Below are 13,840 nucleotides of genomic sequence, written 5' to 3'. Positions count from 1 at the left end.
AATTCGGTCAACAACTACCGAGTCCGGTGGAGAGTACACACTTCCCACCGGGTTCCTCAACCGGGTAGTTGCGACGATATCTAATCAGCAGACAGCGACAGAATTCTCCACTAAACTAGAACGGATGGCATCCCGAGAGATACGCACTGAAACTTATCGATTGGGCCTACTAAATTACCTTTTGCACGACATTGACCCCAGCGATGTAAACGCTATGCGGGGTGATTCACTCCGAGAGGAGAAAAACAACTCAAAAGAATATGATTTAGTTTTAGCAAATCCTCCATTTGGCTCAGACATTAGTTTTAATTATAACAGAAAGTGCGACAGTTCGATAGAAATGAACTTCCTGATGATGATGATGGACCTTCTTAGTGATGATGGACGCGCTGGTATTGTTGTGCCTGAAGGGATACTCTTTGGTAGTAGCAAAGAGCCAGCGCGGAAGGAACTCCTAAATGAGTTTAATCTGGATACCATCTTAGCTCTTCCAGAAGACACCTTTCAGCCATACTCCTACGTCGATGCGAATGTCTTGTTCTTTGAACGAGATAGGAGTGGAACTGATGAGTTCTGGTTCTATGATGCCCGTTCAGACTATGAAAACATCAAAGATGGAAATCCTTTGAAATTTGAGAAGCACTTTGGAGATTTCGTTGAGTATAAAAACAATCGCGAAAACTGTGATGAATATTTCAAAGTTGATGTCGATGAGGTGAGTGAGGAGGGCCACGAATTATATCTAAAACGATATAAAGAATATAAATATGAGGGGCATCGGCCTCCTGCCGAAATTGCACAAGATATCAAAGATGAGCTTCACACTATTGAATCTGAACTGAATCAACTCGTTGGTGGTTCTGATGATGAGTGAACAGGATATTCCGAACCACTGGCAGTTGAAAGAATTTGAAACGGTAGTTGAGATACTTGATAAACATCGGGAACCGATTAGTTCCGAAAATAGGGAAAAACGGATTGAAGGACTAAGCCGTGAAGACCAATATCCATACTATGGAGCTGGTGGCCAGATTGGTTGGATTGATGACTATATTTTTGACGACGACCTTATTCTTCTCGCAGAAGATGGCGCTACTACAGGATATACTTATAGAGTAAGTGGAAAATCTTGGGTAAACAACCACGCCCACGTGCTCAAAACAAAGGAAGACCACCTCTCCAATGATTTTCTATATTACTATCTGAAATCCTATGATTTCGACCCTCTCAAAACAGGCTCTACGAGACCCAAGCTCACCCAAACAAATATGAAAAAAGTGTCTATTCCTCTACCACCGCTTGATGAGCAAGGGGAAATCGTTGATGCGATTGAGGAACGGTTAGATAGAGTGGATACGTTATCTGGAAGTGTCAGAAATATAGGGAATTTGACAGAGGAATATGAAGATAGCTTACTTGCATTCTTGTTCGCAGGAAAAGAGAGTTTGTCGGGCGAAGGTCCAGACCAAATTCTTACAGAACAAGATATCCCTGACCACTGGGATTTGAAAGCCGTTGAAGAAGTGGTATATAAAGCAAAAAATGGAGGAACACCTAAACGGTCAGAAGATAGGTATTGGAATGGCGATATAGACTGGTTATCCTCAGGTGAAGTGAAGGGTAAAGAAGTGTATTCCGCGGATGAAAGCATCACGGATGCAGGGTTGGAAGAAACAAGTGCAAAATTGTTCCCAAAAGATTCCATTCTTGTTGCGATGTATGGTGCTACACGTGGGCAGAGCACTATACTGAGAGAGGTTATGAGTGGTAATCAGGCAATCTGCTGTCTTGAACTGGACAGTACAGAAGTTCTACCGGAATATACTTTATATTACTTCAAACATATCAAACCACAAATGGTATCCGAAGGAAAGGGTGGGGGTCAAAAAAATATCAATCAGTCTGTGATATTAGAGCAGAAAATTCCTGTACCTCCTTTGAGTGAGCAGGAGGATATCGTAAACCAGATTGAATCTGTGGATATGGGCCGAGTGAACCGGGCCGTCGAAGACCTCAGGGAACTATTTGATGAATATAGGAATTCTGTGTTGACATCTGCATTCCGAGAAACACCTTCCAGTGGTAATCAAAAAAAGACTGGCGAATTGGCAGAGACTACAATATAATGCTGTGTAGAAAACTAAATATGATAGATGATATCCCTTTGCTGATTAATTTAATCGACCTCGACTGGTTTGGGTGGAAACCACAAAAGGACCGATAAACTCCGTAATAAAGGATATCCTCAATAGAATGGTTGAGATTGTTAACGTCGTCGGGTCGGGGTCGCTGAATGTCGAACTTGATTTGGAACAGGTCGCTACCGATATGGGTTCGATTGCCGAATACGACCCAAACAAATATCCAGGTGTTTATCTTCGGTTTGACGACAAGGCACCTCTTGTTACATTGTATCGGACGGGGAAATACATCGTGACCGGTGCAGATTCGAAGGAGGAAGCATATGTCACACGAGAGCGGTTCCTCACTCTTCTCGCAGACAACGGTATAATTGAGACGCCGGATGATGAGTGGTTCCGCATTCAGAACCTTGTTTGCACAGGAGAACTGGACCAACCACTGAATCTGAACGCGCTCGCAATTGGCTTAGGACTCGAAGTCACGGAATATGAACCTGAGCAGTTTCCTGGATTGGTTTACCGTCCAGCAGAGGCCGCAAATGTTGTTCTACTCTTTGCGTCTGGTAGAGTAGTGATTACTGGCAGCTCAAACCTTGATATGGCAGAACAGACCTTCGATTTAGTGAAAAAGAGGGTGACGGATGTCCTCACAATTGACTGATGAGGAAACAAGGATGACCCGAGAAATTGGCCTCGTCAGTTGTGTCAAGACAAAAAGAGGCGAGCCAGCTCCGCCAAAGGACCTCTACACCTCTGACTACTTCCAGAAGATGAGTTCCTATGCCGAACATTATCACGACGACTGGTGGATACTCTCGGCCAAGCACGGCCTCCTTGACCCAGACGGTGACCCCATCCAACCATACGACGAGACGCTCAGTGGTGCGAGGGTAGCGAAGAAGCGAGAGTGGGCCGAGCGCATAGCCGACCAACTGGATGAGCAAGGGCTCCTCTCTGAGGATATTACGCTCGTTTTTCACGCGGGTAAAGACTACTATGAGGAACTCCTCCCGCACATCGAGGATGGAGAAGTCTCTATCGAGATACCCACCGAAGGTCTGTTCATCGGAGAGAAAAAATCGTGGTACAAAGAGCGAATATGACAGAAAAAGACTTCTACGTACTCCACTGGCTGGACCTCGACTGGTCCGAGTGGAAACCTCTCGACGCAGACTCGTTCTCGGAGGTACCCAAAGAAGCAGGACTGTACCGTATCCGTCACCAGCAAGGCGAGTGCATCAACCTCGAATATATCGGTGAGTCCGGTGATACTCGAAGACGGATACAGAGCCTTGCCAGAGGAGTCTATGCCGATGAGATGCCCACCCACATACTGCGGCCCCGTGTCTCTGGGCAGTTCGAGATAACGTTGGCTCTGCGCTCGAAGTCTCGCACACGATTCCTCCGAGAGCAGAAGACGAACAACATCGGAAGGGGATAAAAGCGGCTCTCATCGCCCTCCATCGACGCGAGACGAATGGTAGCCCGACAGCGAACTTCGGTCGAATCATTGACGGCTACAAGCAATCCTCCTACAGCTACAACGACCCTGCGTACAAGGGTGGTCGACTCGCATCGGGCGAGGATGAACCTAATTCTGCGAGTGGTGTCGAACCTCCAGACTGGCAGAACTGGCGTAAACCACTGGCCCGAGACTGGATGAGCCTCGAATGGTCCGAACCGTATCGACTGGCAGAACGCCTCGATGCCGACCCGCCCGACACTGGAGTCTACCGAATATGGTACGAAGAGCAGGATTCGACCTTAGCGTACATCGGGGAATCCAGCAACATCCCGTCACGGCTATACAACCACGAACAGACCTTCGGTGAACAGGGGCTCTTTGCCTACGCTGAGCGGGGCGACCTCGACGCCTCACACAAGCGGCAAGAAATTGAAACCGACCTCATCGGTGCATACTATATCGAAACTAAACAAGCACCGCTCGCACAGTTTGGACATACAGATAGAGTTCCGCCCTGAAACTCCTCTGACTCGTCTTATTACAGGAGCCGGACTGTCCGGCAGAATTGGAAAGCATGGAGGCGCGCTTGACCCCCTATTGTAGTGGCTTGGAATGTTTTATTACCGTGGCTTATAGACCAGCGTTTTCTAAGAATCCTGCTGGTGCTTGAGTTCCGCTCTTGGGGCAAGTCAAAGGCGCGGTTCTACGTACAATATGCGGTCGTGTCTCTACAGGCTGTACTAATTGCTGACTTGGTTGTTGTCAAACCGTGGGGGAAAATATGGAACTCAATGTGATTCAGATACTGGAGTAAACGCACATAGAGCCGGATACCTGCATCACATTCTGTGCTGGTTTGGGACCAGCAGTAAGAGCGATTATAACAGACCGGCCAAGGTTACAACCTGTGAAGTCTACGTAATATGTAGTTAGTAACGGTCACTTCACTTGATACTATACTTATAATTCTATGATACAATCTGAACTCCGGTAGGCGTAGAACACATCGGCGTTACATTAGAGAGACATCATAAATTCTATTACGAATTCTGTTGCTTCAATTAACATGGCAAAATGCGTCATCTGTGGGAAAGAATGGGAGCAATCGGACATTGAACGTGTCGTTGACCACTTTGAAGAGGCACATGGATTCTTTTGAGACCGCGACTACAAACTGATGCTCAGAATCCGTCGCTCCTCTTCCGCTATTTACTGAAGAAACCTATCTGGCAATCTTCGAGGGCAATTCATGTCTCTTCCCAGCAGTAGTTCCATGAATCAATGTTTCAGCAGGATTTGCCTCTCAGATTTTTCGCGGAGTGTGAATCCTTCAGTCCACAACTGCTGTGACGAGTACAAGGTGCGTACTTATCGTTTGCTGGGAGAATCATAGATAGTGCGAGAAGCGGTGTATGACACTCTCGACCGGTATCAAAAGTCGAAGTTTGCGAGAGAGTAGAGTATGACTGCAACAGCAATCGTAGGACCGATAGCTGGCATAAGGGCTTCAACGATGCCACCGATGGTATAGAGGACGGCCGACCTCATCTCAAAATCTGGGTTGTTGATATTCCGGGTAATAACGAACAGCACGGGCAGCACGGAGAGGATGCCCAGTATCCCGATTAATTCCTCAGCGTCGTTAACTGCTTGGCCGAAGTCCATATCTTATTTAGGTTATTTGTACATTTAAATTCCCTGAATAATCTAACCCCTACATTGACCGCAACCGGGTCACAAACCGTCCCCTTCTGATAATTTTAACAAAGCTACAAAAGCTTATTTCCACGGGCGTTCGAAGTTCTGCTAAACAGAATACTGTCACACGCTCCTTCCATGCCTGACAACACGCAAAGCCTCGGTCGTTGTCCAGACTGCGACGAGAACATCACTACTGCGTGGGTTCTAGTGGAATACGAGAAAGAAGATGGGACAGAGGGCGTATGGGCAGAGTGTCCGGCGTGCAAGGACGTTGTTGCGCCAGAATAAGTTCAAACAGCAGAATCAAGTATCTCGATTTGAGTATCTCGCATGAGATACTACTGATGGATATTCCTGACCAACTTCGGTGTCTGTTTACTGCTACTGTTGAAGAACGAGACAACTCCTACGTGATTGAAGTCCCAGAGGAAGAACTCCAAGTTGGCACCCTTCGACCCGGTGAGATGTACCGTATCGCGCTTCTTTCGTCACAAGCGAATAGTGGAACCGAGCCAGTCGACACAGAATCACAGCACGAACGCGAGCACCCAGAGCCGCCAGTCGACGAGGGTGAGCAACGAACAGTCGAAATCGAAGACCTTGGCGAGCAAGGCGATGGTATCACCCGTGTCGAACGTGGATTTGTGGTGATTGTCCCTGATACCGAAATAGGAGAGCGTGTCATCATCGAAATCACTGACGTTACCGAGACCGTCGCCTTTGCGGAAGTGGTTGAGCGGCTGAGCAACTCCGAGTAGCATCACGAAATATCGACAGTTGTCTTAATTTGAGTCTAAATAGCCCCTATTTGGATATAAAACGCCCCTGAACCTAGGCAAATTCACCAGAATTTTTTGAGCCGACTTACGTAAAATGCAACCCATGGGGTGGTACTGTGTTGTCAAAACCTCGCATGGTTACATACCCGTCAATGCGGTCTCGCTGCTGTCCAAGTTCGCCAGCAGATAGCCACCGACTCGTGCCAGCGCACTGCTTCATCTCTCACAGGCAATCAGAAGGCACAGAGATAGTTCTGAGTTGATTCGTGTGGTTCTAGAATGACTGGGTCGTGTAAAATTCAAATCCGTTCAGAGGCTATTGAGAGGGTCTCATCAGAAATAAAATTTTGTAGACTGAGAGACAGTTCTAACGTGTCAGAATCTGATTGGAATACCACCGCCTCACGCGTGTACGCTAACATACTGAACGCTGTATTTTACTATATTCTTTTTTTTTCTAGTATCTACTAATATAGTTGAATCTATTATTTGAATCACATAGAGGTCAGATAACAGCTGTAACATTATATCGGTATTCAGAGCTAGTAATATCCCAGCTGTTATTGAAGCTGTATCTATAGCTGTTATTGAATCACATCGAGCGTCCCAGTTCCCTCCTAGTCTTTGTCTCTATGATATTACTGTAGCCTATACAAGAGTGTAGATAGGCAGTCAATGCGCATCGAGTCAAAGAGTGTGGGCATGAGTAGGTCACTATACAGACAACGGTCTTCTGTGTACTGCTAGAGAGCGTTCTGGTACTGAACAAGAGTCTGGGTCTCGATATCTGATGAATCCGCTGAGAAAACCCACAAAGCCGCTCAGACGGTGTAGAGGCTGACGCTGAACCACCGTGCCCAGCTACACACTAACAGATTGTAGCAAGTCTGATATATAACTGTTTCAATTAAATTTGTAATCATTTCCGTGAGATTTGAGCGTGAAAGTAGAAATTTAAGACTATATTTATCGCTGTATATTGCCATCACTCCTAAAAATACGATAGAGGCTATCCCTGTTGGGCTATTTCTTCCGGCGAGGCATTCAATTTCGGAGTTCTCTCCCAGTGGACTCATCGATTTTGCTCCGCAGTTTACCAGCTGCAGACATCCACCTTGTTATGTAGCATATTTATTTTAAGATTATATTTGAAACGTCAGATTTAAATCTGTTCAGCATAGTACATTAATTGAAGGCAGCTATATCTGGAACACTTCGGATAGAATATTTTCCAGCATTACAGAGGTAAGTAACGGGAATAGATAGACAAGCATGAAGGGATACTATGTCTACCATTCCCCACACACCCACCCCACTATGTTATGCTGCAAAAATCGCAATAAGGCGACGGTATCATCTAGATTCTACTGAGTCGCACTTATAAATAGACCAGATTCCATTCGAACCGTTAGACGCTCGAACAGCTTTCTAAGCGAGCCAGTGTGGACTTTGTAACTGCTTGTATTCAATAATGTCCTCTAATAATAATCAAACGACTAGTGTATCGGCTACAACTCTGCAAGATTGGGATTTTATTCCTTGTGTTCAATACGGTTTTGCTGACGGTGAAGGACCTACACGCGAGCCGAAATTTCGGACAGTTTTTGAAGCTATTCCTGATGGTGCTATCACTGTGAGTCCTATCTATGTTCTAACCCCTCAGCAGTATGAACGACACGAAGGGATTGAGAACGGTTACGCAATCAAAGGTGAGAGCTCTATAGCGAAAGAACTCCAAGATGAATGCGAGTCCGACGACCGCGTTCTCTATCCCATTCATATCGAGAGCGATGTCTACCACGAAGAAGGTCCGGCTACCCTCATCAGGTGGTTTCGCGAGTTTGTAGAAGATTATCTTGGCGTATCGTTCCACTCTTGCACGCTGTACTTCTCCGGAAATCGTTCGATTCACGTCCATGTGCCCCGGTTTGTCTCGGGTGAGAACCAGCGGGAACGACTCAAAGAACTGGCCGAAACGTTCTGCACTGAAACGGGTGCAGAACTGGACTGCGGCTTGTATTACGCCAAGCGTATGTTCCGACTTCCCGGTGTGGAACACGCGAAGACCGGTCTTCAGAAAGTCAAGATTGAGCCAGAATGGAACCATGAGCGTATCTTCAGAGAAGCAGACAGTGCGACCACGGAGGTTCCTGACTCCTACGCTGACGTGCTTCAACAGGTGTTTGTTTCCCAAGAGTCGCTGACAGTCAACTCTCTGAAATCACCACTCGATGACCCACTGGCACTATTCCGCGTTCTGGATGGTGACAAGACGGTACTTGAAATTGAATCAGACAACCAAGAGATAGAAACACCACTCATCGAACAGGAACAGTATCCCGATAACACGGTGGACGCAATCAAATGGCTTCAGTACAATGCCAAGGAGTTCTCGCCATATGCTCTCGCAGGTAATGGCAGAAGTGTTGCAGTGGTAAGGGTGAAAGGTGGAGCCTTCGCTCGCAAAGACGTGCGGAATGGCACAGCGCTGGTACCTGTGTACTTCTATGGGGCACAAGGTTGTGCTGGCGAGGAATTCACTAAGGCTGACGAACACGCACCACTCCAGTTGTCCAAGCGCGACTACAAAAAGTGGGACTACAAAGCTGGTGACAATGTAGTCATCATTGGCGGTCAAAGCCGCAATTCTCGCATATTCAGAATTGAGCCGCAGCAAGCAGCCGTTGTGGGTCACACTCTTACAGATGATGACCCCGGTCGCCAAGCCGCGCTTGATTACTTACAGAGCCAAGGGTATGATGTTGGAAAGGCGGGGACCAGTGGGAATACCTCGACCTCAAAGACGACCGGCTCAGAAATAGGTCATAACAGCGCTCTATCAATGCGAGGCTCACAAACTGAAGTTGCCGCGCTCCAAGAACAAGCCGAGCAAGGTGATATCGAGACGCTGTCCCACATGGAAAAATGGCGAGTTGCTTGTCGGCTTCTCAAGTGGGGCTGGGAACCGGCATGGGAGTGGTTCAAAAAGCAGTTTGGGGCCAATTTCAAGCCGGAGATAACCCGAGAACAGTTCGAAAGTATCATCCAAACATTCCCGGAGGATTACGACCACATCAAAGTGCCACCACAGCAATAATACATTATATAGCAGGCATAAAATAATTCAATATACTGTAATCACATCTCCTATTAGACCTTTCTTTTTACCCCCGACCCCCCACTATGTTATGGTGCGAGAACCGCAAGACGGCGTCGGGAAATGTAATCGGGATACTATGACGTGTATAAAAAAGAAGTTGATACTGACATCCGTAGAGCGATATCCTACTGATTAAACTCACACACTGAACCATCGCTGGAAGATATTCTGTTGTCGGTGGATGGCGAGAAATCTGCTACTAAGGGCTGAAAAATCACTCGAAGGTTGGCGACTTCTGCGGTCCATGAGGGCCAATAAAGACTGATGAATAAGTCGTTTGTATTGACATCTATGCAAAAGGAGGTTGCAAAGGAAACTCTGACTGAAGCAGTGGAGCGAGTACTCGAAACAACGGATGCCCAAGAACAGATTGAGGACCAAAAGCAGATTGCAAAGCAGCGCCAAAATAGGTCAGATACGCTTTGGTTCGAACTAATTCTGAGTATGTCTACGTTGCAGGGTTCACACGGTAACACTCTAGCTGTGAATGACGAATACTACGCTCAAGTAGAGTATGAGAACTTGGTACAGATGGATGAAGAAGACCGGATTGCTCACCTCAAAGAAGTTCTTCTGGAAGCAGGCGTCAATATGCACAACAAGAAGTCTATGTACATCAGTTCTCATGTGGAGAGGATTGAATCAATGGGTGGGTTAGAAGAAGCTCAGGACGAATTCAGTTCCAGAACTGGAAAGGGTGAGAAGGTAGAGTTCCTGAAGCAATTCAAAGGTATCGGGGACAAGTATGCTCGAAATATTGGCATGGACCTCCTCCATTCAGACTTCCGTGATACGCTGGCACTCGATACCCGAATCAAAAATATAACTGATGAGTTGGGTATCGAATTCAATTCATACGAACAGCACGAGAACTTCTACGTTTCTGTTGCCAACTCTCTCAATGTCACTCCATGGGAGCTAGACCGGATATTGTACAGGTATACCGACGAGGTTATTGAGAAGATAGAGTGACAGCAAGGCGGCACGGTGTCCTCGGTCGATGTGCGTAAGTGTAGCTCCGACCATCGGTCATAGAACTCCCCACAAGGTTCTGTTTTCAGATAGTATTCCCTGAATAGACTGCACAGTACGTCTGCTTACTGAGCGTGTGGAGTCCTTGACCCTTCGATTAATTAGAGAGACAAACCTCAGTGAAAACTGTGTATATTTATTGGTGCCCTGACAGTAAACTATATAATGAGAAAGAGCGACACACCGGCCATTGCGGCCCGTAGCGACCTCCCCTCTGCCAACGAGGATGTAGCGAAACTCCGACTTGAGCTACTTCATCGGTCGCTCAAAGAATTAGAAGAAGCAGGGTTAGTCAGGCTGGATAGACAAGAACAGACCGTCAAGAAAGGCCCAAAATTCAACGACGAAAAAACAAGAATCCGTTTGTACGAAGAGGAACTGTATTGACCGCAACTGGAAGAGAATATATTACTTCCTACGGATTGCAACAAAGCGAAAATATTATTTTAGCAGACTCGCCAATAGACTATCCTGTCATCTCCAGTCTATGAGGAGAGGTATAGTTGCTACAGCCTTTGGACGTACATTGAGCGCAGTATTTGTTCTGCCTTCTCAGCATCATCAGGAAGGTCCCGAGACAAGATTTCAACCTGCCTCTCGTTAAGGACCAAGAGGTCGTCTTGAGCTTGTGGAAGGGTTTTCCAGACAGTCTCGGCAAGGACCTTGTTCTCTATCTCTCGTTGCTCCTCCCGGTCAGTTGCGTCCCTGTACTGCTGGATGTATTCAGATAGCTGGTCAACGTCAATCTCAATGTCAATGTTGGTGGTGTCGTCCGTCATGATTTACCCCATCTTGTCGAGTGCGTCTCGTCGGTCACTCACCGGAACTTGGTCGTATTTCATCGTGGTCTTCGCATTTCTGTGTCGAAGCTGTGCTTTTGCCGCGGCGAGGTCTCGTTCTTTGGTCATGTAGGTTCCAACCGAATGGCGGATAGAATACCATGACATTTCGCGGTTTTCGTACTCAATGCCTGCTCGGTCACAGAGTTTTCTCAGTAGCCGACCAAGTTCCTTGGAACCGTATGGATTCCCGTGCTGAGTGAGCCACAGACTGTCCGTGTCGTCATATCTACCGTGTTGCCCTCGCTGCTCTATCCACCGGGAAAGAGCCGTTGCAGTACGGTCGGTAAGGCTGACTGTCCAATTTCCTTCGTTTTTGCTTGACTCCTCTCTGGGGATACGCAGAAGGCCATTCTGAGAGTCTACCCAGCTGACCTTTGCTCGACCAACTTCGACCGGACGAAGGCCAGCGTCAAGACTAGTCCATACGATTGAAGTATACTTCCAATTCCCGTCACTGGTGCTATCAGGGAGTTCTGATTCATCCATCCCATATGCTGGGTTGCCGTCCAAACTGAGTGCAGCCTGCCGTACTTGTCGCCGCTCTTCTTTCGTCAGGAAGTCCCGTGGAGCGTTGTTATCTCCACCACTTTGGAACTCCCAACTGAATTCCCACTCTTCGCGTCCATGTCGTCGTTGTAGCCATGCAGAGTAGCGTCGCAGCATTTCGAGGGCCTTTCCCTTTGTCGAGTCAGACACGTCCCGTAGCGCCACCTCGTCCATGTATGCCTGCGCATCATCGTGGTCTGGTGGGATGGAGTAGCCGCCTCTATTGTTCCATGTCCATAGGTCAAATCGAGCAGCACGGTAGCTGGTATTTCGGACTGTATCCGGAGAGTAGCCCTTGGCTTTCTGCGGATTTTTGCCCAATTTCAATAGGTAGGTCAGGAACTTTTTTCGGTACTCGTGGTAGTCGAGAGCTTGCTTGTGATTGAGATATTTTTGATTGCCTTTGGGAATGATTACAATTTCTCTACTCGGTTCCATTGCGTCGTCACTCAGAACGTCGTAGCGTTCTAGTGAATTTGGCTTGTCGAGTGGCATTCTCGTCTCTGGAGTCGTTGGACGAGTTAGAAAACCGCGGGACGGGGCGGGGGCACGTAGTGCGCGGGACCGGATTCGAACCGGCGGACCCCTACGGGATAGCGTCCTAAGCGCTACGCCTTTGGCCTGGCTCGGCAACCCGCGCGCACCAGTCGATATCCGCGTTGGCATCAAGAACCCTTCGCTTGCCGGCGACGAAGGTTTAGGTGGGAGGGGGAGCAATGGAGTGATATGTACCGCGCCAGTGACCGCATCGAGCACGATACGTGGTTGTCCGACATCGAAACAGCGTCGGACAGGCTCGACCTCGGGACGGCGGCGCGGTCCCACGCGGTCGACCTGTTTCTCTCGACAGTCCCGGAGGAAGACCGATCGAAACAGGCGACGATGGCGGCCAGCGTGTACGTCGGTGCCTTGGTTGCCGGTGAGGAGCGCTCCCAGTCAGCCGTCGCAGAGGCGACGGGCGTCTCCCGGTTGACGATTCAGCAACGCTGGAAGGACCTGCTGGAGACAGCCGGACTCGAAGCGCCGGGCTGGTAGCTACGGAATGTTTTGTCGGCCAGTGCGGTTCGGGGTGAGGTTCCCGTGTTCGTCGATTTCGCCCTTGACGATCCGGGTCGACGAAATGATGTCGCCGTCTTCGGCGCGGACGTGCGGGACGACTTCGATTTCGAGCGGGTCGTGGCCCCGTTCCTCGCGGATTTCGTTGATTCGGCGGCCGCCAGTCTCTGTCTCGGGCGAGACGACGAGCGTGTCGAACTGCGGCTCCGTGGCGATGCCGGTCGGCTCGGTGAGTTCCCGGACCTCCCACTCGCGCCCTTTCTCAGCGGCGAGCGTCGCGAGTTCGTCGGCGAGTGCGGATTGCCGTTCGCTGAACGGGCGAACGTGGCGCTGGTCGTGGCGCGTCTTCGGCGCGAGGTCGTCGCTGGTGAGGCCGACTGTCACGTCCCCGAGTTCGAATGCGCGTTCGAACAGCGCGCGGTGTCCGTCGTGAATCGGGTCGAACGTTCCCCCCAGCGCGACATTCATATCCCGGGCAACGGCACGGGTAGGTTTAGTAATATCGACTTGCGAAACAGCTCGCTTGAGCGGGGTTTGACTACACGTCGGCGTCGTCGTTCTCGTCCTCAGATCCGCCCTCGTCGCTGCCAGTATCTTCGCTCGCGTCGGCGTCGTCGTTCGCATCCTCGACAGAGATCGTTACCGGCTCGTCGTCAGGTTCTAGTGTCGTTTCGCCACCGATGTGATCGTCGAGGTTGAACACCGTGTTCAGTTCCGACTGGATGTCACCGACGATGGTGTTGACGAGGTCGCTCGGCGAGATGGCGCTGTACTCGTAGGGGTTGTTGCCCGCGCCGTCGCTCTCACGCTTTTGACGCGTTACAACCTCTTCCTCGGTGAGCGCGGCCAGGGCCTCGCGGACAGTGCTCGGATACAGGCCGGTCCCCTCGGCTATCTCCTCGCTGGTGCTTTCGGGCTGCTGTCGCAAGTGAACGTAGATCCGCGCCCGCGTCTCCGTGTCGAGGACCCACGCCAGCAGGTCGACAATCCCTTCGTCGAACTGCTCGACCGCGCGGTCTGCCTCCTGCTCGATTCGGTCACGGACATCGTCTGTGTCCTCGGGGTCGTCGTGGTCGGTGTCGTCTGCAGACATACGTTGTCTCTGTGAGGACAAAAGC

The 13,840-nt window shown here is 49.2% G+C and carries 16 protein-coding genes and 1 tRNA gene; 11 read left to right on the top strand and 6 right to left on the bottom strand.

Going from position 1 to position 13,840, the window contains the following annotated elements; all coding sequences use genetic code 11:
- The 6 genes from D3D01_RS21900 to D3D01_RS21875 form a co-directional block, all read left to right on the top strand.
- The coding region (locus D3D01_RS21900; RefSeq protein WP_233563598.1) for a class I SAM-dependent DNA methyltransferase at positions 1-874 on the top strand (874 nt) is incomplete at its 5' end.
- Complete coding sequence (locus tag D3D01_RS21895; RefSeq protein ID WP_158600547.1) at positions 867-2,126, top strand: restriction endonuclease subunit S; 1,260 nt, start codon at positions 867-869, stop codon at positions 2,124-2,126. The genes D3D01_RS21900 and D3D01_RS21895, both read left to right, overlap by 8 nt.
- Before the next feature lie 73 nt (positions 2,127-2,199).
- Positions 2,200-2,802, top strand: coding sequence for a TATA-box-binding protein (locus D3D01_RS21890; RefSeq protein ID WP_233563597.1), 603 nt, complete (start codon positions 2,200-2,202; stop codon positions 2,800-2,802).
- Complete coding sequence (locus D3D01_RS21885; protein ID WP_233563595.1) at positions 2,795-3,244, top strand: DUF6884 domain-containing protein; 450 nt, start codon at positions 2,795-2,797, stop codon at positions 3,242-3,244. The genes D3D01_RS21890 and D3D01_RS21885 overlap by 8 nt, the downstream gene beginning before the upstream one ends.
- The gene (locus D3D01_RS21880; protein ID WP_121513761.1) at positions 3,241-3,582 is read left to right on the top strand and encodes a hypothetical protein; all 342 of its coding nucleotides are present in this window, start codon (positions 3,241-3,243) and stop codon (positions 3,580-3,582) included. The genes D3D01_RS21885 and D3D01_RS21880 overlap by 4 nt, the downstream gene beginning before the upstream one ends.
- Positions 3,583-3,800: 218 nt before the next feature.
- A complete protein-coding gene (locus D3D01_RS21875; RefSeq protein WP_121513760.1) occupies positions 3,801-4,124 on the top strand; it encodes a GIY-YIG nuclease family protein in 324 nt (107 codons plus the stop codon).
- Positions 4,125-5,037: 913 nt separating this feature from the next.
- Here D3D01_RS21875 and D3D01_RS21870 read toward each other — a convergent pair.
- Positions 5,038-5,271, bottom strand: coding sequence for a hypothetical protein (locus D3D01_RS21870; protein WP_121513759.1), 234 nt, complete (start codon positions 5,269-5,271; stop codon positions 5,038-5,040).
- 380 nt (positions 5,272-5,651) lie between these two features.
- Here D3D01_RS21870 and D3D01_RS21865 point away from each other — a divergent pair, with 380 nt between their 5' ends.
- The 4 genes from D3D01_RS21865 to D3D01_RS21850 all read left to right on the top strand — a co-directional run bounded on the left by D3D01_RS21865 (position 5,652) and on the right by D3D01_RS21850 (position 10,665).
- Positions 5,652-6,065 carry a TRAM domain-containing protein gene (locus D3D01_RS21865; protein ID WP_121513758.1) on the top strand — a complete coding sequence of 138 codons (414 nt, stop codon included), beginning with the start codon at positions 5,652-5,654 and terminating at the stop codon, positions 6,063-6,065.
- Between the two features lie 1,492 nt (positions 6,066-7,557).
- The gene (locus tag D3D01_RS21860; RefSeq protein WP_199725575.1) at positions 7,558-9,183 is read left to right on the top strand and encodes a hypothetical protein; all 1,626 of its coding nucleotides are present in this window, start codon (positions 7,558-7,560) and stop codon (positions 9,181-9,183) included.
- A 354-nt stretch (positions 9,184-9,537) separates the two neighbouring features.
- Positions 9,538-10,218: a hypothetical protein gene (locus tag D3D01_RS21855; RefSeq protein ID WP_147439970.1), complete on the top strand. Its 681-nt coding sequence runs from the start codon at positions 9,538-9,540 to the stop codon at positions 10,216-10,218.
- Positions 10,219-10,443: 225 nt separating this feature from the next.
- Positions 10,444-10,665 carry a hypothetical protein gene (locus tag D3D01_RS21850; RefSeq protein WP_121513756.1) on the top strand — a complete coding sequence of 74 codons (222 nt, stop codon included), beginning with the start codon at positions 10,444-10,446 and terminating at the stop codon, positions 10,663-10,665.
- A gap of 119 nt (positions 10,666-10,784) precedes the next feature.
- Here the strand turns inward: D3D01_RS21850 and D3D01_RS21845 are convergent, their stop codons facing one another.
- From D3D01_RS21845 to D3D01_RS21835, 3 genes are all read right to left on the bottom strand, one after another.
- The gene (locus tag D3D01_RS21845; protein ID WP_121513755.1) at positions 10,785-11,057 is read right to left on the bottom strand and encodes a hypothetical protein; all 273 of its coding nucleotides are present in this window, start codon (positions 11,055-11,057) and stop codon (positions 10,785-10,787) included.
- Between the two features lie 3 nt (positions 11,058-11,060).
- The gene (locus D3D01_RS21840) at positions 11,061-12,161 is read right to left on the bottom strand and encodes a site-specific integrase (protein WP_199725573.1); all 1,101 of its coding nucleotides are present in this window, start codon (positions 12,159-12,161) and stop codon (positions 11,061-11,063) included.
- 60 nt (positions 12,162-12,221) lie between these two features.
- Positions 12,222-12,306: transfer RNA gene (locus D3D01_RS21835), tRNA-Leu, on the bottom strand.
- A gap of 86 nt (positions 12,307-12,392) precedes the next feature.
- Here D3D01_RS21835 and D3D01_RS21830 point away from each other — a divergent pair.
- Complete coding sequence (locus tag D3D01_RS21830; RefSeq protein WP_101350054.1) at positions 12,393-12,701, top strand: cyclin; 309 nt, start codon at positions 12,393-12,395, stop codon at positions 12,699-12,701.
- Here the strand turns inward: D3D01_RS21830 and D3D01_RS21825 are convergent, their stop codons facing one another.
- Together D3D01_RS21825 and D3D01_RS21820 are read right to left on the bottom strand one after the other, a co-directional pair.
- Positions 12,702-13,190, bottom strand: a complete 489-nt coding sequence (locus D3D01_RS21825; RefSeq protein ID WP_121513754.1) for a phosphopantetheine adenylyltransferase — start codon at positions 13,188-13,190, stop codon at positions 12,702-12,704. It abuts the gene before it with no gap.
- 70 nt (positions 13,191-13,260) lie between these two features.
- Positions 13,261-13,815: a winged helix-turn-helix domain-containing protein gene (locus D3D01_RS21820; protein WP_121513753.1), complete on the bottom strand. Its 555-nt coding sequence runs from the start codon at positions 13,813-13,815 to the stop codon at positions 13,261-13,263.
- Positions 13,816-13,840 lie beyond the last annotated feature (25 nt).

Origin of the sequence: Haloarcula sp. Atlit-7R (genome assembly GCF_003666065.1) — an archaeon.
Classification (GTDB): Archaea; Halobacteriota; Halobacteria; order Halobacteriales; family Haloarculaceae; genus Haloarcula; species Haloarcula taiwanensis.
This window is presented reverse-complemented; position numbering and strand designations above follow the sequence as displayed.